The 21141-nt window shown below is 67.0% G+C and carries 22 protein-coding genes; 9 read left to right on the top strand and 13 right to left on the bottom strand.

The genetic code is table 11. From position 1 onward, the window contains the following. Positions 1-31 precede the first annotated feature (31 nt). Positions 32-853 carry a BglII/BstYI family type II restriction endonuclease gene (locus BLU08_RS11535; RefSeq protein WP_090199611.1) on the top strand — a complete coding sequence of 274 codons (822 nt, stop codon included), beginning with the start codon at positions 32-34 and terminating at the stop codon, positions 851-853. A 9-nt stretch (positions 854-862) separates the two neighbouring features. Here BLU08_RS11535 and BLU08_RS11530 read toward each other — a convergent pair whose 3' ends face one another. Beyond that, entirely contained in the window at positions 863-1510 is a 648-nt protein-coding gene (locus tag BLU08_RS11530; RefSeq protein WP_090199610.1) for an MT-A70 family methyltransferase, read from the bottom strand. 86 nt (positions 1511-1596) lie between these two features. Next, on the bottom strand, positions 1597-2643 hold the full coding sequence (locus BLU08_RS11525; protein WP_090199608.1) for a ribonucleotide-diphosphate reductase subunit beta: 1047 nt from the start codon (positions 2641-2643) through the stop codon (positions 1597-1599). A 323-nt stretch (positions 2644-2966) separates the two neighbouring features. Here BLU08_RS11525 and BLU08_RS11520 point away from each other — a divergent pair, with 323 nt between their 5' ends. Further along, positions 2967-3311, top strand: coding sequence for a hypothetical protein (locus BLU08_RS11520; RefSeq protein ID WP_090199606.1), 345 nt, complete (start codon positions 2967-2969; stop codon positions 3309-3311). A 122-nt stretch (positions 3312-3433) separates the two neighbouring features. Here the strand turns inward: BLU08_RS11520 and BLU08_RS11515 are convergent, their stop codons facing one another. From BLU08_RS11515 to ung, 4 genes are all read right to left on the bottom strand, one after another. Next, complete coding sequence (locus BLU08_RS11515; protein ID WP_090199604.1) at positions 3434-3619, bottom strand: hypothetical protein; 186 nt, start codon at positions 3617-3619, stop codon at positions 3434-3436. 294 nt (positions 3620-3913) lie between these two features. Continuing rightward, the gene (locus BLU08_RS11510; protein WP_090199602.1) at positions 3914-5971 is read right to left on the bottom strand and encodes a ribonucleoside-diphosphate reductase subunit alpha; all 2058 of its coding nucleotides are present in this window, start codon (positions 5969-5971) and stop codon (positions 3914-3916) included. Between the two features lie 479 nt (positions 5972-6450). Next, positions 6451-7236, bottom strand: coding sequence for an enoyl-CoA hydratase (locus BLU08_RS11505; protein WP_090199600.1), 786 nt, complete (start codon positions 7234-7236; stop codon positions 6451-6453). A gap of 47 nt (positions 7237-7283) precedes the next feature. After that, the gene (gene ung / locus BLU08_RS11500) at positions 7284-7967 is read right to left on the bottom strand and encodes a uracil-DNA glycosylase (RefSeq protein ID WP_090199598.1); all 684 of its coding nucleotides are present in this window, start codon (positions 7965-7967) and stop codon (positions 7284-7286) included. Positions 7968-8083: 116 nt separating this feature from the next. Between ung and BLU08_RS11495 the strand changes: the two genes are divergently transcribed. Genes BLU08_RS11495 through BLU08_RS11485 form a run of 3 tightly spaced genes read left to right on the top strand, consistent with a single transcriptional unit; the run spans position 8084 to position 9943 of the window. Further along, complete coding sequence (locus BLU08_RS11495; protein WP_090199596.1) at positions 8084-8704, top strand: ribonuclease D; 621 nt, start codon at positions 8084-8086, stop codon at positions 8702-8704. Positions 8705-8723: 19 nt separating this feature from the next. After that, the gene (gene lptC, locus BLU08_RS11490) at positions 8724-9392 is read left to right on the top strand and encodes an LPS export ABC transporter periplasmic protein LptC (RefSeq protein WP_090199594.1); all 669 of its coding nucleotides are present in this window, start codon (positions 8724-8726) and stop codon (positions 9390-9392) included. Continuing rightward, positions 9389-9943, top strand: a complete 555-nt coding sequence (locus BLU08_RS11485; protein ID WP_090199592.1) for an LptA/OstA family protein — start codon at positions 9389-9391, stop codon at positions 9941-9943. The genes lptC and BLU08_RS11485 overlap by 4 nt, the downstream gene beginning before the upstream one ends. A 32-nt stretch (positions 9944-9975) precedes the next feature. Here BLU08_RS11485 and BLU08_RS11480 read toward each other — a convergent pair whose 3' ends face one another. The 5 genes from BLU08_RS11480 to BLU08_RS11460 form a co-directional block, all read right to left on the bottom strand. Next, complete coding sequence (locus BLU08_RS11480) at positions 9976-11379, bottom strand: exopolysaccharide biosynthesis polyprenyl glycosylphosphotransferase (protein WP_090199591.1); 1404 nt, start codon at positions 11377-11379, stop codon at positions 9976-9978. A 123-nt stretch (positions 11380-11502) separates the two neighbouring features. Beyond that, positions 11503-12567, bottom strand: a complete 1065-nt coding sequence (gene holA / locus BLU08_RS11475) for a DNA polymerase III subunit delta (RefSeq protein WP_090199589.1) — start codon at positions 12565-12567, stop codon at positions 11503-11505. Between the two features lie 19 nt (positions 12568-12586). Continuing rightward, entirely contained in the window at positions 12587-13093 is a 507-nt protein-coding gene (gene lptE, locus BLU08_RS11470; RefSeq protein WP_090199587.1) for an LPS assembly lipoprotein LptE, read from the bottom strand. 115 nt (positions 13094-13208) lie between these two features. Continuing rightward, on the bottom strand, positions 13209-15806 hold the full coding sequence (gene leuS, locus BLU08_RS11465) for a leucine--tRNA ligase (protein ID WP_090199585.1): 2598 nt from the start codon (positions 15804-15806) through the stop codon (positions 13209-13211). Positions 15807-15879: 73 nt separating this feature from the next. Then, positions 15880-16332: a DUF3576 domain-containing protein gene (locus tag BLU08_RS11460; protein ID WP_233995954.1), complete on the bottom strand. Its 453-nt coding sequence runs from the start codon at positions 16330-16332 to the stop codon at positions 15880-15882. A gap of 348 nt (positions 16333-16680) precedes the next feature. On the opposite strand from BLU08_RS11460, the gene BLU08_RS11455 reads away from it, so the two are divergent. The 4 genes from BLU08_RS11455 to BLU08_RS11440 all read left to right on the top strand — a co-directional run bounded on the left by BLU08_RS11455 (position 16681) and on the right by BLU08_RS11440 (position 19553). Beyond that, positions 16681-17436 (top strand): hypothetical protein, encoded by a 756-nt coding sequence (locus BLU08_RS11455; RefSeq protein WP_233995953.1) that lies wholly within the window; start codon positions 16681-16683, stop codon positions 17434-17436. A 117-nt stretch (positions 17437-17553) separates the two neighbouring features. Beyond that, complete coding sequence (gene phbB, locus BLU08_RS11450) at positions 17554-18276, top strand: acetoacetyl-CoA reductase (RefSeq protein ID WP_090201327.1); 723 nt, start codon at positions 17554-17556, stop codon at positions 18274-18276. A gap of 231 nt (positions 18277-18507) precedes the next feature. Beyond that, positions 18508-19149 carry a PilZ domain-containing protein gene (locus BLU08_RS11445; protein ID WP_090199581.1) on the top strand — a complete coding sequence of 214 codons (642 nt, stop codon included), beginning with the start codon at positions 18508-18510 and terminating at the stop codon, positions 19147-19149. 149 nt (positions 19150-19298) lie between these two features. After that, positions 19299-19553, top strand: coding sequence for a ribbon-helix-helix domain-containing protein (locus tag BLU08_RS11440; protein WP_090199579.1), 255 nt, complete (start codon positions 19299-19301; stop codon positions 19551-19553). Here the strand turns inward: BLU08_RS11440 and BLU08_RS11435 are convergent. Together BLU08_RS11435 and murA are read right to left on the bottom strand one after the other, a co-directional pair. Further along, positions 19550-19774, bottom strand: a complete 225-nt coding sequence (locus BLU08_RS11435; protein ID WP_090199577.1) for a hypothetical protein — start codon at positions 19772-19774, stop codon at positions 19550-19552. The two genes, BLU08_RS11440 and BLU08_RS11435, sit on opposite strands and share 4 nt — an antisense overlap. A gap of 67 nt (positions 19775-19841) precedes the next feature. Continuing rightward, entirely contained in the window at positions 19842-21122 is a 1281-nt protein-coding gene (gene murA / locus BLU08_RS11430) for a UDP-N-acetylglucosamine 1-carboxyvinyltransferase (protein WP_090199575.1), read from the bottom strand. Positions 21123-21141: the final 19 nt, after the last annotated feature.

The raw sequence follows: 21141 nt of genomic DNA, 5'->3' as shown, positions 1-21141 counted from the left end.
AATCCGGAAGATTTAATGTTGATAGCAAACAATGACCGACGATTCATTGTCCGCAGAGCTTGATAAGCTGAAACACATCACCACCGAGGATGATATCCCCTCCGGCTTACTTCCGGCGGGCTTCATAAAGAAATATGAAACAAAAAGCTATCGGAATGCAGCCAACCTCTTGTGGTCGGCGCATCAGGCCGAGGCGAAGCAGCTATTCGATCTTCTAAATGGGTTTGAGATATTGATGGAAGATATCTTGAAGCCTGGGGGCAACAAGAGTCAAATCGCAAAAAAGCTCGAAGCGCAATTGCATCCTCTCGATTGGATCGAAACCAGAATATCGGGAGATCTCCTCGTGCGCAAACGAGGAAAGGCTTTAAATAGGGCGAAAAAGAGTCCGAAGTTTTTGAATGTCGACGAAAGTTCGATCATCCGAAATTTTCTCGATGGACACCAAATCGACTTTGTCAAAGGCCGAGTAGCCTTCGATCTTGAGTGGAATAGCAAGGACCAGACATTTGATCGCGACCTGTATGCGATGCGAGCTTTCTATGAGTGTGGAATCATAGACGTCGGGATAATTCTAACGCGCTCGACGAATCTTGCGTCAATGTTCGCAGACATTGCAAGCCGCGTGGACCAATCTAAGTCTTTCAAAGACAAGTATGGCGCTAGTACCACTTGGATGGGCAAGCTCGATTATCGGATAAATGCTGGCCGTGCCGGAGGATGTCCAATTTTAGCACTAGGATTTCAAGACGCTGCCTTCGTTGAGCTTGAGGATTGGAGAAAAAATAATAGAATAATTGATGGATCAATAACGGCGGATTCTTTGATTGATGAGGGTGATGTGCAAGAGTGAAGAAGTAATTTATTTGCCGCTATTTCCGCTGTGGTTTACGTAGGTAGCCCAATTGGGCTTATAGCTTTCTTCAGCCTGATTGCCCCAAACTGTCCAACCGTTGCGAACGCCACGACTGAAAAGCTCGATCCGAGGCCCCCAACTGCAACCTTCGATGATTGGATATTGCTCGTCAGGTTTGCGACTGTGCTCACGCTTCCGGCTTCGGATGATGTTCACTTGTCTCCGGCCCGGTGCGAGCGTGCGCGCGTTCTTCCCGCGTACACCGAACAAGAGGATTTCAGTGACGTTCCGGAAATAGAAGCCGACTCCCCGGCCGTCCGGGCCGCCATCCTTGCGCACCTTCTCCCAAACGATATTCGACACATAGCGGAAGCCCCAAGCCTCCATTACCCGCATGCCCTCCGGCAGAAGAGCATTAGGCACCCAGAGATAGAGATGAGAGGGATCGGCAGCGATCTCCTGGATTGGAAGCTCACAGATTTCATCGAGCGTCATGGTACCGTATCGGTTGAGCCGCTTATGCTCCGGGGCGACCTTTCCTGTCCGATTCTGAAACTGCCACGGCGGATCGGCGAGAATTGTGCCGAACTGCTCGCCATTCGCCGTGCGAAGCAAACTCGCAGCCGGTTCTTGGCTTCCTAAAGGATCAAGCATTTCGGCACCTCCGCTTTGGAACAAAACAAGATCTGAATCAAAGCGATTGCCGGGTCAAGAGTGCATGACTCGATATCGGCGCTTTCCTACTCCGCAGCCTCAACCCCGAACAGCCCGGCCTCTTCCTCGCCGGCGCCGTCCTCGTTGACCGCCTTCGCCTTCTGGCGCTTGTCGAAGCTCGACCACACGTCGTTCCAGTTGCCGCGCGTTGCGCCCTTGGAATATTCGGTCGCGCGGGTTTCGAAGAAGTTGGCGTGCTCGACCCCGTTCAGCAGCGGCGCGAGCCACGGCAGGGGGTGGTCCTCGACCATGTAGATCGGCGGCAGGCCGAGCTGGTTCAGACGCCAGTCCGCGATGTAGCGGATATACTTCTTGATCTCCTTCGGGCTCATCCCGTCGACCGGCCCCATCTCGAAGGCGAGGTCGATGAAGGCATCCTCCAGCCGCACGGTCTTCTGGCAGATGTCGATGATGTCCTCCTTCACCGCCTTGGTCAGGCAGCCGCGCTCCTCGCAGAAGGCGTGGAACAGCTTGATGATGCCTTCGCAGTGGAGCGATTCGTCGCGCACCGACCACGACACGATCTGGCCCATGCCCTTCATCTTGTTGTGGCGCGGGAAGTTCATCAGCATGGCGAAGCTGGCGAAGAGCTGCAGCCCCTCGGTGAAGCCGCCGAACATGGCGAGCGTGCGGGCGATGTCCTCGTCCGTGTCGACGCCGAACTGGTGCAGGTAATCGTGCTTGTCCTTCATCTCCTCGTAATCGAGGAAGGCGGCGTATTCGCTTTCGGGCATCCCGATCGTGTCGAGCAGGTGCGAATAGGCGGCGATGTGCACCGTCTCCATGTTGGAGAAGGCGGTGAGCATCATCTTGACCTCGGTCGGCTTGAACACGCGGCCGTAATTGTCGTGGTAGCAGTCCTGCACCTCGACATCGGCCTGGGTGAAGAAACGGAAGATCTGGGTGAGCAGGTTGCGTTCGTGCTCGGTGATCTTCTGCGCCCAGTCGCGGCAATCCTCGCCGAGCGGCACTTCCTCGGGCATCCAGTGGATCTGCTGCTGGCGTTTCCAGAAGTCGTAAGCCCAGGGGTATTCGAACGGCTTGTAGGTCTTGCGGGCTTCGAGCAACGACATCTTGTGTTTCCTTCGGTTCGTGTGCCTGACTCATATAGGGAATCAAACTACGGAATCGAAGGCAAGCAGCGATGATTCGGCGGGGATAAGCCGTGCATTTTGCGAGTCCAATCGAGTCCGGGGAAAGGGGCGCGACCCGCCCGATGCACCGCACGTGTCGTCGCGCGGTGCGCGGCCCGCAGGAGCGCGCGACACGGCGGCCCCGCACCCGCCCTTGCGCATGGTTCACGCCCGGTGTCCTTCATCGCAAGCGGGTTTCTCGGAACGCGGCCCTGCCCGGCCGGGTTGAATCGGTACGCCCGCAACGAGCAGGAGAGACACTCATGGCGAAGAACGAACCGATCACCGGCCCCTTCCCCGATGGCGACGCGCGCAACGTGACGCTGACGAAATCGACCCACCCGATGGAACCCGAACGCTCCGGCCCGGCCGAACCCGGCTATCGCAGCGAGGGTGCGCCCGAAAGCGTGATGGGCGATCTCGTCCACAGCGAATACAAGCCGGAAGCGCGGCCCCGCCGTGCCCCGGGCGAGGGCGACCTGCCCGCCACGGAAATGGGCTTCGGCTCGGTCGGCGGGGCGATCGACCCGGTCGCCCTGGGCGACTGCGGGGACGATCCCGCGACCCGCGTGCGGACCGACGCCATGCGCCCGATCGACGAGAAGTGAGCGGTCGGCCCTGACGGCCCCGCTTCCGGCGGCCCCGCTCCTGAACACGACCCGCCGCCTCCGGGTGCATCCCGGTGGCGGCGGCGTCGCACGGGGTCAGCCCCTGCGCCCGGGCGCGGCGGTCACTGCGCGGCGGCGAACATGATGAAAAGGCAGGCGGGCAGGAACAGGCCGGCCATGCCGACATGGATCATCGCCGCGTTCCTCAAGTGGCCCTCACGGTTCCTGCGCAGTTCGAGCCACGCCCGCAGGAGGAAAATTGCAGAGACGACAGCCCCGAATACACCCGCCCAGAACGGCAGACCCATGACATCCTACCCCTTTGTATTCCGCCGCCAAGTCGGTGCGGCGCACGCGAATATGTCACACGCCGCCGGGCTTGGCGAGTGCGCCGGGTGCATCGGGAATTGCGCGGTTTTCGCCCCCGCGCCCGGCGCAGGAGCGCAGCGCGTGACCGATTGCGGGGATCGGCGAAGGCGTTGCGCGCAGCCGCCCGCGAAGCGACCCGGAAACCAGGCGAGAAACAGGCGACGAGGACCATTGCGAGCCACGGATTGATCGGCTCGCTGTAGTCCTCGTCATGACGTCCCACGTATATCGCCTCACTGGCAGCTCAGGCATTCCTCGTAATCGGTCTGCTCCGGCCCGCCTGCCGCGTCGAGTTCGAATTTGGACGGTTCGGGCGTGTTGTCCGCCTCGACCCCGCCGGCGAAGCCCGCGCGCTGCACGCTCTTGGAACGCAGGTAATAGAGCGACTTGATGCCCTTCTCCCACGCCTGGAAATGCAGCATCATCAGGTCCCACTTGTCCACGTCGGCCGGGATGAACAGGTTCAGCGACTGCGCCTGGTCGATATAGGGCGCGCGGTCGGCCGCGAATTCAAGCAGCCAGCGCTGATCGATCTCGAAGCTGGTCTTGAACACCGCCTTTTCCTCGGGCGTGAGGAAATCGAGGTGCTGGACGCTGCCGCCCTTTTCCAGGATCGAGTTCCACACATTGGTCGAATTCTTGCTCTTCCGGTCGAGCAGTTTTTCGAGATAGGGGTTCTTCACCACGAAGCTGCCCGACAAAGTCTTGTGGGTGTAGATGTTCGCCGGGATCGGTTCGATGCAGGCGGAGGTCCCGCCGCAGATGATCGAGATCGAAGCGGTCGGCGCGATCGCCATCTTGCAGGAAAACCGCTCCATCGCGCCCATTTCGGCGGCGTCGGGACAGGGGCCGCGCTCCTGCGCGAGCAGCATCGAGGCCTCGGACGCCTTGGCCTGGATGTGCTGGAACATCTTGAGGTTGTGCGCCTTGGCCATGGCGCTTTCGAATCCCAGCCCCTTCGCCTGGAGGAAGGAGTGGAAGCCCATCACGCCGAGCCCGACGCTGCGTTCGCGCATCGCGGAATACTTGGCGCGGGCCATCTCTTCGGGGGCGCGGTCGATGTAATCCTGCAGCACGTTGTCGAGGAAGCGCATCACGTCCTCGATGAAACGCCTGTCGCCCTGCCATTCGTCCCATTTTTCGAGGTTGAGCGAGGACAGGCAGCAAACCGCGGTGCGATCATTGCCGAGATGGTCGATGCCGGTCGGCAGGGTGATTTCGCTGCACAGGTTCGAGGTCGAGACCTTGAGCCCGAGATCGCGGTGATGCTTGGGCATCATGCGGTTCACCGTGTCGGAAAAGACGATGTAGGGCTCGCCCGTCGCCAGCCGGGTTTCGACCAGCTTCTGGAACAGCGAACGCGCATCGACCGTGCCGCGCACGCTGCCGTCCTTGGGCGACTTCAGGTCGAATTTCTCGCCCGCGCGCACGGCTTCCATGAATTCATCGGTGACGAGCACGCCGTGGTGGAGATTGAGCGCCTTGCGGTTGAAATCCCCGCTGGGCTTGCGGATCTCGAGGAACTCCTCGATTTCCGGGTGGCTGATGTCGAGATAGCACGCGGCCGAACCGCGCCGCAGCGAGCCTTGCGAGATCGCGAGCGTGAGGCTGTCCATCACCCGCACGAAGGGAATGATCCCGCTGGTCTTGCCGTTGAGGCCCACCGGCTCGCCGATGCCGCGGACATTGCCCCAGTAGGTGCCGATCCCGCCGCCCTTGGAAGCGAGCCAGACGTTTTCGTTCCAGGTGCCGACGATCCCGTCGAGGCTGTCCTCGACCGAGTTGAGGTAGCACGAGATCGGCAGGCCGCGCGCCGTGCCGCCGTTCGACAGCACCGGGGTCGCGGGCATGAACCACAGGTTCGAGATGTAGTCGTAGAGCCGCTGGGCGTGCTCCTCGTCGTCGGCATAGGCATCGGCGACGCGGGCGAAGAGGTCCTGGTAGCTCTCGCCGGGCAGGAGGTAGCGGTCGGTCAGCGTCTCCTTGCCGAAGGCGGTGAGGTTCGCATCGCGCAGCGGGTCGGTGCGGATCGCGAAGCGGCGCGGGTTGACGGTCTTGCTGTCGGGCCGCGCGGCCTTTGCGGCCTCCTCGATCGCGGCGGTGCCGGCTTTCGCCATCGCCTCGCCCGCCTTTTGCGCGATCAGTTCGGCGCTGCCGGGGTCGTCCTTGGTCATGGTCACGGCCTTTTCCTGTTCGTCCATCGCCCCGCCATTGTCGAGGTCATGCGCCCCGCCCTGGGTGTCGCCGGTCACGTTGTCGCCGGTCACGTTGTCGCTCGTCTTGAAATCCATCGTCTCACCCACTTGTCCCGCGAATCGACCCAGGCCCGCAAGGGGGCTTGTTCCAATTCTGTTCTATACCGGCCCATCGACAGGCCACCAACAGCTTGCCCCCGGAAAGGGGACAGGATTGTCCCCGCTGCGCCCCGCTTCGCCCGACGCCGAGATCGCCTCGCCGGGGAATCCGGTCCCGCACCCGCCCCGAAGGGCCGGCGGGGGGATTCACCATGGCTTGGGGGTCCCTTGCGAGCTTGACCACTAGATGATGAATCGCACCGCGTTCCCCGTCAACGGGGGATTAACCCTCAGTCCCGCGATCCGGGCCGGTGCCGGCGGGCAAGAGGCCATGCGACGCGCGGAGCAAGCTTGAGTCGCGGATCGCGCAAGGGGCAAAATGAAACTGTGAAGAAAAATTTGGTGATTGAATCTTTTGAATCAACGGGTGAATCCTTCGCACCCGCGGCGGCAAGAATCTTGCACGCGCCCTCGCGTCAGGCCTGCTGCCGACCGCGCGCCTGCACCGCCGCGCGGCGCGCCTCGATCTCTTCCGGGGATACGCCGCCATTCGCCGCGCTCGATCGCTCCGCCTCGATCGCCATCCCCTCGCCGAAGCTCCTGGCGTAGCCGTCGTCGATCAGCCTTTTGTACTGCGCCAGGAAGGCGGGATCGACCTGCGCCATGTCCCCCGCCAGCCTGCGCGCGAGCGGGATCAGCGCACAAGGTTCGACGACGTGGTTGACGAGCCCCCATTCGAGCGCACGCGCGGCGTCGAGGAAATTGCCGGTGAAGGCGAGCTCCTTGGCCCGGCCGATGCCGATCATGCGCGAAAGCTTCTGCGACAGGCCCCAGCCCGGCACGATCCCGACCCGCGCATGGGTGTCGGCAAAGCGGGCCGCGGTGCTCGCCACCAGCACGTCGCAGGCGAGCGCGACTTCGAACCCGCCGGTGATCGCCACGCCGTTGATCGCGCCGATCACGGGCTTGGAACAGAGTTCGATCGCGCGCACCGGGTTGTCGGCGGGGTCGACCGCGTTGGCGCTGCCGAGCGCGCCTTCCTCGCTGCCCAGCTCCTTCAGATCGAGCCCGGCGGTGAAGGCCCGCTCGCCCGCGCCGGTCAGGATCACGGCGCGCACGTCCTCGCGCGCGTCCACCTCGATCATCACCGCGTGGAGCCGCCGCCGCAGCGCGCGGTTGAGGGCGTTCATCGCGTGCGGGCGGTTCAGCGTCACCGTCGCGATGCCGCCTTCGACCTCGATCAGCACGGTTTCCTCGGTCATGGGCGCTCTTCTCCTCCTGCGCCTGTCTAGCTCGGCCTTGCCGCCGCTCAAAGCGCCCAGTCGATGCTGCCGCGCCCGTGCGCCTCGAGAAAGGCGTTGGCCTGGCTGAACGGGCGCGAGCCGAAGAAGCCGGCGTGGGCCGACAGCGGGCTTGGATGGGGCGAGGCGAGGACGAGGTGGTGCGGCGCCTTGCCGAGGCCGGGCACGCGGCCCGCCTTCTTCCTCGCATGGCTGCCCCACAATATGAACACGGTCGCCTGCCCGCTTGCCGCCACCGCCGCGACGCAGGCATCGGTCACGGCGTCCCAGCCCCGCCCGGCATGGCTGCCCGCCTTGCCCGCCTCCACGGTCAGCGTGTTGTTGAGCAGCAACACGCCCTGTTCGGCCCAGCGCGTGAGATCGCCGCCATCCGGACGCGGCAGGCCAAGGTCGCTTTCCAGCTCCTTGAAGATGTTGACGAGCGAGGGCGGCGGCCTGACGCCATGACGCACGGAGAAGGCGAGGCCATGGGCCTGCCCCTCGCCGTGATAGGGATCCTGCCCGAGGATCACCACGCGCACCTTCTCCAGCGGCGTCATGGCGAGCGCCGCGAGCCGCAGGCCGCGCGGCGGATAGACGACCTTGCCCGCCGCCTCCTGCGCCGTGAGCCAGCCGCCGAGCCGCCGCGCCTCGGGGCTTGCCAGCACCGGGTCCAGCGCCGGGCGCCAGCTTTCGGGGACGGGATCGGGCACTTCGGTTCATCCTCGTTCGGGCGAGAGGTCTCGCGCTTTCCGGTCTATCGCGAGCGGCCCGCACCGCGCCACTCGGCCCTTCCCCTCTATCCCCAATCGGCGTAGGGCGGATGCCCATGACCGTCCATTTCCACGAAGAAGACCTGCCTGTCGGCGTCCTCGAAGGCACGGGCGCGCTCGCCGTCGATACCGAGACGATGGGCCTCGTCACCCACCGCGACCGGTTGTGCCTGGTGCAGATCTCGGACGGCGGGGGCGAGGAACACCTCGTGCGCTTCGCCCCCGGCAGCGCCTATGCCGCGCCCAATCTCAAGGCCCTGCTGGCGGACCCGGCGCGGGTGAAGCTGTTCCACTACGCCCGCTTCGACCTCGCCGCGCTCCACCACTACCTCGGCGTGATGGCGGCACCGGTGTTCTGCACCAAGATCGCGAGCAAGCTGGTGCGGACCTACACCGACCGCCACGGGCTCAAGAACCTGATCGACGAACTGCTCGGCGAAAGCATTTCCAAGCAGCAGCAGAGTTCGGACTGGGGCGGGCCGGACCTGTCCGAGGCGCAGCGCGAATACGCCGCTTCCGACGTGCGCTACCTCCACCGGCTGCGCGACGAGCTGACCGTGAGGCTGGCGCGCGAAGGGCGGATGGACATCGCGCAGGCCTGTTTCGATTTCCTCCCCACCCGCGCCCTGCTCGACATCGCCGGCTGGGCCGAGCACGACATCTTCAGCCATTCCTGAACGGCCGGCGGCGAACCCCATGGCGACGAAGAACCGCATCGAAACCGACGAGGCCCGGGCGCTGCGTTCCCGGCGGCAGCGTTTCGCCGCGCCCGGCGGATCGCACGACCGGCTGGTCGGCTTTCTCGCCCGCGCGCTGCCCATCGGGGTCGGGATCGTCGCCGGGCTGATGGTCATCACGCCGCTGTCGCCCCGGGGCGAGGTCAGCTTCCTGCTCGACCGCAACCGGGTGGCGATGATCGACGAGCGGCTTTCGGTCGACAACGCGATGTATCGCGGGCGCGACGACCGGGGCCGGCCCTTCTCGCTGATGGCGGGCGAGGCGGTGCAGCGCTCGAGCGTGGAGGGGCTGGTGCGGATGCAGGACCTCGTCGCGCAGATCCTCCTGCCCGAAGGCCCCGCGCGGCTCGCCGCGGAGGGCGGCATCTACGACATCGACGAGGACGTCGTCGACGTCACCGGCGCCGTCAGGCTGACCGCGGCAGACAGCTATTCGATGACCGCGCGCGGGGTTTCGGTGAATATCAGGGAGCGGATTATGACCGGCGACGACGGGGTCGAAGGGGCGGTCCCGGCGGGGACTTTCTCCGCCCGCGCGATCCGCGCCGATCTCGCCGCGCGCACCGTCGCGCTCGAAGGCGATGCGCGCCTGACCATGATTCCCGGCGAGCTGAGGATGCCGCAATGACCCGCAAGCCGACCGCACTGACGCGCACCGCCATCGCCTGGGGCGCGGCGGGCTTTCTCGGCACCGTGGCGCTGATGGGCGGGATCGCCACCCACGCCCAGTCGATCGCGAGCCACGATTCGCGCGCCCCCGTCAACTACGCCGCCGACCGCATCGAACTGCAGGACCGCGCCAACCGGGTGGTGCTGGCGGGCGGGGTGGAGATCGACCAGGCCGGCCTCACGATGCGCGCGGCGCGCACCATCGTCAGCTACGACGACAGCGGGGAGCTCCGGATCGACCGGATCACCGCGACCGGCGGCGTGGTCGTTACCCGCGGCAACGAACGCGCGAGCGGGAACACCGCGATCTACGATTTCAACCGCCGGGTCATTACCCTGGCGGGCGACGTCAGCCTCAGGCGCGGGACCGACACGCTCAACGGCGGGCGGCTCGTGATCGACCTGAGGAGCGGGCTGTCGAGCGTCGACGGGCGCGCCTCGGGCGGCGTGCCGGGCGGTTCGCCCGGCGGCCGCGTCTCGGGCCGTTTCCAGGTCCCGCAGGAGGACTGACCGCGGACCGACCGACCCCCGCGCTCCGCCTATCAATAGGCGTTGGCGTGGCGCAGGACGAAGACGGTCTTCAGCAGGATCCCGATGTCGCGCTGGAGCGACCAGCCGGTGATGTATTCGAGATCGGCCTGCAGCCGGTCGGTCAGGTCCTTTTCCCGTTCTGTCGCGCCGCGATAGCCGCGCACCTGCGCGAGCCCGGTCAGGCCCGGCTTCAGGCAGTGGCGCTGCCAGTAATTGGCGTCGATGTCCCAGAACAGCTTGTTGTTCGCCTTGCTCCCGAGCGCGTGCGGGCGCGGGCCGACGATCGACATCTCGCCCTTGAGCACGTTGATGAGCTGCGGCAGTTCGTCGATGCTGGTGCGGCGGATGAAGGCGCCGATCCGGGTGATCCTGTCATCGTCGCGCGCGGTCGAACGATCGCCGTTCGAATCGAGCCTTCCCTCGCGCATCGAACGGAACTTGTACATCTCGAAGAAGCGGTTGCCGCGGCCCATCCGGCGCTGGACGAAGAAGACCGGCCCGCGGTCCTCCACCTTGATCAGCACCGCGACCACCACGAACAGCGGCGCGAGCGCGACCAGCGAGACGAGCGCGAAGCACGTGTCGAAGGCGCGCTTGAGCAGGCGCGAACGCAGGCTGAGCGGCCCGTGCGACACGACCAGCGCGGTGCGGCCCTGTTCCTCGTAGCGGTGCACCCCGATCGCGCCGATCCGGTGCACCGGCTCGCTCACGATCTCGCCGAACACGCCGGCCGACTTGAGCAGCACCGCCCACGCCTCGCGCGATTCGATCGGGCAGCTGACCACCACCTTGTCGCGGTTGCGGAGCAGCTTTCCCAGCCGGTCGCGCATGTGGGGATCCTGGCTCGCGGGGTCGAGGTCGTATGTCGCCGCCGAGATCGAGGTCGCCCCGCCCAGCGCGAAGCCCGGCCCGCCGTCCTCGATCACCAGTTCGTTGCGGACCTGCCCGCGCCAGAACCGCCGGACCGCGAGCGGGACGAGCCACCGCAGGCCGAGCATCGCGAGCCCCGTCAGGATCATGCCGAGCGTCACCGAAACGCGCGAGAATTCCGCGTTCGACTTGGTGTAGAAGGCCACGAAATTGAGCAGGGCCGCCGACACGGCGAGCGCGGTCAGCGACTTGCGCGCGCCATGGTACGAGTCGGTCAGCGAGCGCACGCCATAGGTCCCGTTGTAGAGCGCGATCGTGAAGAAGAGCGGAATCATGGTCTGCGCCGCGAGCATGGTGCGCCGTTCCCACCAGTTGCCTTCGTAGATCCGCCCGCTGAGCGAGAAGCCGGCCTGCACCAGCAGCGCATCGAGCAGGAGCAGCACCGCGTAGGCCTGCAATCGCCGGCGTTCGAGCGACGGCGCCACCTTCCGATTGTCGCGATCGGGATCGACCGCGCCCATCAAACCGCCGGGAAACTCGTTCATTGCGCTTATCGCAGCCCCCCGAGCGTGCGACCCCTGACGGGTTAATTAATAAAACTGAACCCGGCCCGCGCAAGGCATTTCTATACTGGTCTGTGCTGGCAAAATGGTGGGTGTCCCGTTTTCTTACCGCCGGGCGGCGAAACGGGCGATCTGGGTCAGGTCGTGCGCCAGCAGGAGCTCGGCCGACTGGCTGTTGGTGACGAGCGCCCGGTGAAGCGCGACCAGCCGCGGCACCAGCCGGTCGAGCTTGCGCGTCGCGGAGCCGGGGCGTTCGGGCCGGGTCCAGCGCGCGTATTGGTGCGCGATCTCGCCCTGCTCCTTCTGGTAGATGCCGAGCCGCATCCTGGCCCCGTAATCGAGCCGGTCGATCGCCCCGCGCGGGCCGAGCTGGGCGAGGATCCGCGCGAGCAGCGCCGCCCGCCGTTCGAGCGCGAGGACGAGGCCGACCGGATTGAGCCCGTGCTCGCGCATTCGCCGCAGTTCCCCCGGAAGCGCGGCGACTTGCCCGCCGAGCACCGCGTTGACGAGCGGCTGGAAGCCGTCCTCTTCGGTGGCGGCGCCGATCGCGGCGTGGTCCTCGGGGCTCGCGGGGCGGGGCGCCTGCGGATCGGCCCCGACGTAAAGCGCGAGCTTGTCGACCTCCGACCGGGCGAGCCTGAGATCGAGCCCGGAGGCCCGCGCGATCCGTTCGGCAAGGTCGCCGCCGAGGCGCAGGCCCGCCGCATCGGCCATCGCCCGGACCGCGGCGGCGACGGTCGCGAGGTCGGGCGGATAGAACATCGCGACCAGCGCATCGGCGCGCTTTTCGAGCAGTTTCGCGGTGCGCGACTTGTCGGTGGCGCTGGTGGCGACGACGATCACCGGGGCCGCTTCGCCCGCTCCCGCCTCGCCCGTCTCGACCAGCGCGGCAAGCGCGTCATGCGCCTCGTCGCCGACGGCGCGCACGATGATGTGGCGCGCGCCCCCGAACAGCGAGGCGGAGCGCGCCTCGTCGCCCAGTCGCGCCGGGTCCTGCTTCACTTCCGCGCCCGACAGCTCGATCCGCTCGCCCGCCTGCGGAAGGGCGGCGACGACCCGGTTAGCCGCCTCCCACGCGCCCGCCTCGTCCGGGCCGCAGAAGAAGAAGATCGAGGCCTGCCCGGCGCTGCGCGGCAATCCGCGGGCGAAATCGGTCTGTTTCGCCTTCACCTCGCCCTCGCCCGCCCGGTCACTCGGCCGCCGCGCCGCGCGCCCGTTCCCTCAGCGCCAGCGCGATGCTCGTCGCCATGCGGTCGGCGACTTCCTCGGCGAGGTTCTCGAGCGCCTTCTGCTCCGCCGCGATGGTGGCGTATTCGGAGGAGACCACGTCGATCCCCGCATCCGAGCCCGCGGTCGCATCGAGCACGATTTCGCCGCTGGAGGTGTCGACCAGCTGGTAGCGCGCGCGCAGGATGCGCCGTTCGCGGCTGATCGTGTCGTCGTTGAGCACGCCCAGCGCCTCGAGCGAATCGTCGAGCCGCACGTCGAGCCGGTAGCGGGTCGATTCGTCCCCGGCGATGCCCAGCCGGTCCTCGAGCGCGTTCTGCACCAGCCACCCGCCGCGCCCCGGAATGGCAGGCACGGCGACCGCGGCGAGCCCCTGCGCGACACCCGCGTCCGGCCCGCCCGCATACATCGGCTGCAATCCGCAGGCTGCGAGCAGGGGCAGGACGAGGCAGGCGACGATCCTCTCCATCACGGCATTGCTCCTTCCGTCATGCCGAACTCGTTTCAGCGTCCATTCGCCTCCTCGAACCGCGTTGCCTTGCCGCGCGGTAGCCCCCGAAACGGGTTCAGGGTGACGATACCTGTCAGGTGACGATGTTCACCAGCCGGTCGGGCACGACGATGACCTTGCGAATTTCCGCTCCGTCGAGCGAACGCTGGACCTTCTCGGAAGCGAGCGCAAGCGCTTCGAGGTCCTCCCTGGAGGCGCCCTTGGGCGCGGCCAGCGTGTCGCGCAGCTTGCCCTTGTGCTGGACGGCGATGGTGACCTCGTCCTCGACCAGCAGGGCAGGGTCGTGCGCGGGCCACGCGGCATCGGCGATCAGGCCTTCCCCGCCCAGCGCCGCCCCCAGCATCGACCACGCCTCTTCGGCGAGATGCGGCATCATGGGCGAGGCGAGGTGGAGGATCGTGCGGATCGCGAAATTGCGGCTTTCACTGGGCGCGGCCTTCTCGGTCGCAGCGGTCAGTTCGTAGATCCGCGCGACCGCCTTGTTGAAGGACAGCGCCTCGATGTCCTCGGCCACCGCGACGATCGCCTGGTGCGTCTTGCGCAGGAGAGCCTTGTCCTCGCCAGTGGCCGCCGGATCGTAGGCCGAGAACAGCCGCCAGAGCCGCTGGACGAAGCGCGAGCAACCCTCGATCCCCGCATCCGACCACGGCAGGTCGCGCTCGGGCGGGGAATCGGACAGCATGAACCAGCGCACCGCGTCGGCGCCGTATCGTTCGATGATGCGGTCGGGATCGACGACGTTCTTCTTCGACTTCGACATCTTGACGACGCGGCCAATCTCGACTGGCTGTCCGTCAGCCTTGAGAGAAGCGCCTTCCGAGGTGCGTTCAATCTCGTCGGGCGAGAACCAATTCCATTCGCTTACCTCGACGTCGATGCCTTTTTCGGCCGACTTCCGAGTGTAATCCGTTCGCCGGCCATAGGTCTCGTGCGTCACCATCCCTTGCGTGAACAGCGCGGCGAAGGGCTCCTTGACCGACAGCCTGCCGATGCGTTCGAGCGCGCGGGTCCAGAACCGGGCGTAGAGCAGGTGCAAAATCGCGTGCTCGATGCCGCCGATATAGTGCTGCACCGGCATCCACCTGGCGACTTCTTGGGGGTCGAAGGGCCGGTCGGCGGGCTGCGAGGCGAAGCGCAGGAAATACCACGAGGAATCGACGAAGGTGTCGAGCGTGTCGGTCTCGCGCCGGGCGGGCCTGCCGCATTTCGGGCAATCGACGTGCTTCCACGTCGGATGCCGTTCGAGCGGGTTGCCGGGGGTTTCGAAATCGACGTCCTCGGGCAGCTTCACCGGCAGCTGGTCCCTGGGAACGGGCACGATGCCGCAGCCGCCGTTGTCTTCCGGGCAATGCACGAAGGGGATCGGCGTGCCCCAGTAACGCTGGCGCGAAACGCCCCAGTCGCGCAGGCGCCAGACGGTCGTGCCCTTGCCCCAGCCGCCCTTTTCGGCGCGGGCGATGACCTCGGCCTTGGCTTCCTCGACGCTCAGCCCGTCGAGAAAGCCGGAATTGACGATCACCCCGTCGCCGCTTTCCGCCTCGCCCTCGAACGGTTCGCCGGCCTTCGATGGATCGGAGGCGACGACGCGGGCGATCGGCAGGTCGTATTTCGTCGCGAATTCGAAATCGCGCTGATCGTGGCCGGGCACGCCCATGACCGCGCCGGTGCCGTAATCCATCAGGACGAAGTTCGCGATGAACAGCGGCAGCGGCTCGCCGGTGAAGGGATGCCGCGCGGTGATGTCGGTGCGATAGCCCAGCTTCTCCGCCGTCTCCAGCGCGGCCGCGGTGGTCGCCCCGCGCTTGCATTCGGCGATGAAGCCGGCGACTTCGGAATCCTCGGCCAGGCCCTGCGCGACCGGGTGGTCCGCCGCGACCGCGACGAAGCTCGCGCCGAAGATCGTGTCGGGCCGCGTGGTGTAGACCGGCAGTTTCGCGCCGTCCGACAGGTCGAACGAAAACTCCAGCCCCTGCGACTTGCCGATCCAGTTCTCCTGCATCAGCTTGACCTTGTCCGGCCAGTCCCCGAGCGCGCCCAGCCCGACAAGGAGATCCTCGGCAAAGTCGGTGATCTTCAGGAACCACTGATCGAGCTTGCGCTTCTCGACCTCCGCCCCCGAACGCCAGCCCTTGCCGTCGATCACCTGTTCGTTGGCGAGCACGGTCATGTCGACCGGGTCCCAGTTGACGGTCGATTCCCGGCGATAGACCAGCCCCGCCTCGTAAAGGTCGAGGAACAGCGCCTGTTCGTGGCCGTAATATTCCGGCTCGCAGGTGGCGATCTCGCGGCTCCAGTCGAGGGCGAAGCCGATCCGCTTCAGCTGCGCCTTCATCTGCGCGATGTTCGCCCGGGTCCATTCGCCGGGATGGACCTTCTTTTCCATCGCCGCGTTTTCCGCCGGCATCCCGAAGGCGTCCCAGCCCATCGGGTGCAGCACCTCGTCCCCCCGCATCCGGCGATAGCGCGCGAGCACGTCGCCCATCGTGTAGTTGCGGACATGGCCCATGTGGATGCGCCCGGAGGGATAGGGGAACATCTCGAGGATGTAGCTCTTGGGCCTGGGACTGGCGGAATCCGCGGTGAAGGTGCCCGCTTCCTCCCACGCCTTCTGCCAGCGCAGGTCCGCGCTCGCGGGATCGAACCGCCCCGTGTCCTTCGTGTCGTCGCTCATGGGCCGTGCCTTTATGGATTTCGGCGGCAAATGGAAGCGCCGCTGGAAGCGCCGCGCCGGGGCTCCCGCCCGATCAGCCGGCGACGGCCTTGCGCCTCAGGTCGCGCGCCTTGGTGAGGATGATGTCCTCGAGCTTCTGCACCGTCGCCGCCTGCACCGGCGCATCGACCCAGGTCCCGGCCTCGCGCACCTGGCGGCTTGCCGAAACGCGCAGCGCGTCGGCGCGCAGCTGCTGGTCGAGGATGGTGACCGTCAGCTTGACCCGCTCGTCCGGGTTGCCCGGGTTGGCGTACCAGTCGGTCACCACCACGCCGCCCGCGCTGTCCGCGCTCGCCAGCGGAGCGAAGCTTACCGTGTCGAGCGTGGCGCGCCAGAGATAGGCGTTGACCCCGATCGCGTTGATCTCGGCCGCCTGCAGTTCGCTGGTCGGGCGTTCCCGGCCGCCGCAGGCCGCGAGCAGGCCGAGCGCGGCGCAGGCCGCGACGAGGCGCACGGGGATGGAATGGGCGAGTCTGGCGCGGGTCACTGGCTTTACCTTGTTCAAGTCCGTCTGGGTCGGGCCCGTCTATACCTTTCGCGGGCCGCGCGGCAAGCGCTGCGCTTTTCCCGGCCCGATCGCCGCCGGGGCCTTTCGCCCGCCTGAACCGCCGCCCCGCCCGGCCCGCCCGCCTGTGTGACCGGAGCAACAGGTCGCGCCCGAAGCGCGGCCGCAGCCGTGCGAGGCATTGCGCCGGGGCGGGGGACGGGCCTATTTCCCCGGGGTCATAACATGGGCGACTGCTAAGGCAGCGTTCATCCGTAAGGTGTAGGGGACTCGCCGGAAACGCCGTGATGGCGTAACACCGCCGGGCAACAGGGAACCGAAATGAAGGGCGTGGCGAACAGGACAGCGACGAAGCGGGAGGGCGCGGTGCAGCCCCGCCTGCCGATGCTCGCCCTGCTCGGCGCACTCGCAGTCGCCCTGCCCAGCGCTGGCCTCGCGCTCGTCACCTCGGGTTCGGACGGATCGCCGGTCGTGCCGGCCGGCTTCGATCTCTTCACCCCCGCCTCGGTCGATCCGCAGCTTGCCGCGCGCGTCGCGGAAAGGGCGGCGGCGAGCGGCATCCGCTTCACCCCCGCCGCTTCGCCATCGGCCGAACGCGCGCGCACCGTCACCGTCGCGGTGCGGATCGACGACGACACGAAAGCCCGCGCGATCTCGGTGCGCGAAGGGATCAAGCAGGCGCCCGGGACCGGCCCCGGCCTCGCCGCGCTGACCCAGACCAGGTTCAATCTCGGCACCGCGCGCGGGTACCAGCGCTTCGCGCGCGCGGTCGAACTGCCTTCGTCGGTGCGGAACATGACGGTGCCCGACCTGTCGGAATTCGAACCCGCCCGGCGCAAGGAAAAACCCTCGCGCCTCCAGCCCCGGATCGAGCTCGAGCCGGAGGCGATCGCCGGGCGCTCGCCCAACACGCTCGATTCGATATCGGCCCAGACGGTCGGTGTCGGCGGCAGTTTCAGCCTGTCGCCCAATCTCGACGTGACGGCGGGCGTGCGCTACTCGCAGGAGCGCGAACGGCTCGATCCGCTGACCAATGCGGTCAAGGACAGCCAGGCGGTCTATGTCGGCACGCAGATCAAGTTCTGACCCGCCGCCCCTTCCCCGACCCCGCAAGACCCCGCCCCGGCGGGGTTTTTCTTTGCGCCCCGCCCGCCGCGCGCTAGGTTCCCCCGCGGGAGCAGGACGAGAGGAAGGGGAATGCCGATGAGCCGAGTCGCGATCGTGACCGGGGGGACGCGCGGGATCGGCCGCGCGATCTGCGAACAGCTGAAACAGGACGGGCTCACCGTCGTCGCCAATTACGCCGGCAACGACGAGGCCGCGCGCCATTGCGAGGAAACGCTCGGCGTCCACTGCTACAAGTGGGACGTGGGCGACCACGAGGCGACACTCGAAGGCTGCGCCAGGGTCGAAAGCGAGGTCGGGCCGATCGACATCGTCGTCAACAATGCCGGGATCACCCGCGACGCGACGCTCCACAAGATGAGCTTCGACGACTGGAACGAGGTGATGCGGATCAACCTCGGCGGGTGCTTCAACATGGCCAAGGCCTGCTTTCCCGGGATGCGGACCCGCGGCTGGGGCCGGATCGTCAACATCGGTTCGATCAACGGGCAGGCCGGGCAATACGGCCAGGTCAACTACGCCGCCGCCAAATCGGGCATCCACGGCTTCACCAAGGCGCTGGCGCAGGAAGGCGCGAAGTCCGGCGTCACCTGCAACGCGATCGCGCCGGGCTATATCGACACCGACATGGTCGCCGCCGTGCCCGACGCGGTGCTGGAAAAGATCGTCGCCAGGATCCCGGTCGGACGGCTCGGCCAGGCGAGCGAGATCGCGCGCGGGGTGAGCTTCCTCGTCAGCGAGGAGGCGGGTTTCGTCACCGGGTCGACCATGAGCATCAATGGCGGCCAGCACATGTATTGACGGCCGCCGCCGCTGTGCCGGTCGCCCGCACCCTGCCCGGCGTGCGCGAACGCCGTGCGCCCGAAATGCCGGTCGAGATCGATGAGATCGAGGCGGAAGCCGCGTTAACCGGGGGAAGGCACGGATAAGCCCGTTTCGCCGGGCCTTCTTCGCGATTCGTTAACTACGCGCGCTTACCTTTCGTCGCAGCAAGGCAGGCAGGCAGCCAAGGGGGCAGCGCGCGCGATGAAAGTGAACCGGAGCCAGGAAGCCCGCGGGGACCGCCGCGCCGCACCGCGCGGCCGGCTCGTGCTCAGGATCGCCAAGCTCGTCTGCGAGACCGGCGAATATCCCTGCATCCTGCGCGACGTGTCGCTGACCGGCGCGGAGCTCGCCTTCTGGCACGAAGTGCCCCCCGCCGAGCGCGTGATCCTGCAATTGTCGAATGGCCACACCTTCCCGATCGAACGCGTGTGGAGCGGTGCGGGCCGCGCGGGCTACCGTTTCGCCGTGCCGGTGGCGGAGGAGGACTTCATCGCCGGGGATGCCGAATTCGGCCACCGCCCGCTGCGCCTTTCGATCGACGCCGGGGCGCGCGTCGTCGACGGGCGGGTGATGGTTTCGGCGCGGCTGGCCGATCTTTCCGCCGAAGGCGCGCGCATCGAGATCGAGGGGGCGCAGCGGTCCTGCGCGCGGTTCGATGCGGGCCGCCTCGTCAGCCTCGCCATTGCCGGGGGAGAGCCGCGGCTTGCCGAAGTGCGCTGGGCCGAGGAGGCGTCCGTTGGCCTGCGCTTCGTCGAGCCCATGGCCATGCCCGACCTCGCCGCGCTGGCGCTGGCGCTGCAACCCTTCGCCGCGCCGGGCGAGAGCGACCGGACGATCCGCGCCGCCTGAGGCCCGCGGTCCCGGCCCGCGGTGTTGGAAAGGGGGTCCGAAAAGGCGCTCGCCGCGCCTTGGGAAAGCGAAATCGGCGGAGGATCGCCCCCCGCGCGTTTCCCGGGCCGCACGCTTGGGCTTGCACGCTCCGGCTTGATCGACCCCGGATGAACTCTATCAACCCGGCGGTGAGCCCGATTCCCTATCATCCGCCGGTCAAGCGCTCGATCGCGATCCACGGGCACAAGACCTCGATCAGCCTCGAACCCGTGTTCTGGGACATGCTCCGCGCGGCGGCCGAGGCGGAGGGGCTCGCGATCAGCACGCTCGTCGCCCGGATCGACGCCGAACGCATCCGTGCCGCCACCCCGCCCGGCCTTGCCAGCGCGATCCGGGTGTGGCTGGTCAGCCGACCGGACTAGTATTTCGCGGTCGCGTCGCTCGCCGGGTAGGTTTCGTCGAGCGCCTCGTCCTGCTTCGACATGGCGGCCTTCGACCGTGTCGCGTCGGCCCCGGCATTGCGGAACGGGCCGTCGGGTTCGCCCTCGGCATAGGCGGCGCGGTGCCTCTTCGCGCGGTCCTTCGCGAAGAGCGTGTATCCGGCATATCCGAGACCGGCGAGAGCGGCGAGCCTGACGAGCATGGTAAGTCCTCCTGGTGCGTTCCCTGTCTTTCTGGATCAGCGCGCCAGCCCGGTCGTTCGTTCCCGCCTAGTCGTCGACCCGCTCGATATCCGCACCCGCCAGCCGGAGCTTTTCCTCGAGCCGTTCGTAGCCGCGGTCGAGGTGATAGATGCGCCGCACCTGCGTCTCCCCTTCCGCGGCGAGGCCGGCGATGACGAGGCTCATCGAGGCCCTGAGGTCGGTCGCCATGACCTCCGCCCCGGTCAGCCGTGCGACGCCCTTGACGATCGCGGTGCGCCCCTCGGTCGCGACATCCGCCCCCATGCGGCCGAGTTCGGGCACGTGCATGAAGCGGTTCTCGAAGATCGTCTCCTTGAGCACGCTGGTCCCCTCGGCCCGGCACAGCAGCGCCATCAGCTGCGCCTGCATGTCGGTGGCGAGCCCGGGATAGGGCGCGGTGGTGAGGTTGACCGGCTTCAGCGCGCCATTGGTTTCGATCGCGATCCCGCGCGCGTCCTCGGTCACGTGGACGCCGATGTTCCTCAGCGCATGGATGGTCGCGTGCATGTCGTCGGCCCTCGCCCCTTCGAGCCGGACCGACCCGCCGGTGATCGCCGCGGCGCAGGCATAGGAGCCCGCCTCGATCCGGTCGGGCATCACCCGGTAGGTCGCCCCGTGCAGCCGCTTGGCCGGGTGGATCACGAGGTCCGATGTCCCCACGCCCTCGATCTCGGCGCCCATCGCGGCGAGGAGGTTGCACAGGTCGATGATCTCGGGCTCGCGCGCGGCATTGAACAGGCGGCAGGTTCCTTCGGCCAGCACCGCGGCCATCAGCGCGTTCTCCGTCGCTCCGACCGACACCACCGGGAAGTCGAAATCGCCGCCCTTCATGCCGCCGTCGGGCTGGAACGCCTTCACGTAGCCCTGGGCAAGCTCGATCTGCGCGCCGAACGCCTCCAGCGCCTTGAGATGGAGGTCGATCGGCCGGTTGCCGATCGCGCAGCCGCCCGGCAGCGACACCGTCGCCTCCCCGGCTCGTGCGAGCAGGGGGCCGAGCACCAGGATCGAGGCGCGCATCTTGCGCACGAGGTCATAGGGCGCGACCGTGCTGGTGAGGCGCGAGGCTTCGAACGTCACGACCCGGCCGAAATCCTCCGGCCGCTTGCCGTGGATCTCCACCGAGGCGCCGAACTGGGTCATCAGGTGCTGGAACCCGTCGATGTCGGCAAGCCTGGGAAGGTTGCGCAGGGTCAGCGGCTCGTCGGTCAGCAGGGCGCAGGGAATGAGGGTGAGCGCGGCGTTCTTGGCCCCGGAAATCGGGATCGTGCCCGACAGGCGGTGGCCCCCGCGAATGATCAGCTTGTCCATGGCGGAGCATTTAGCCGAT

Source organism: Erythrobacter sp. HL-111 (assembly GCF_900105095.1).
Classification (GTDB): domain Bacteria; phylum Pseudomonadota; class Alphaproteobacteria; order Sphingomonadales; family Sphingomonadaceae; genus Erythrobacter.
This window is presented reverse-complemented; position numbering and strand designations above follow the sequence as displayed.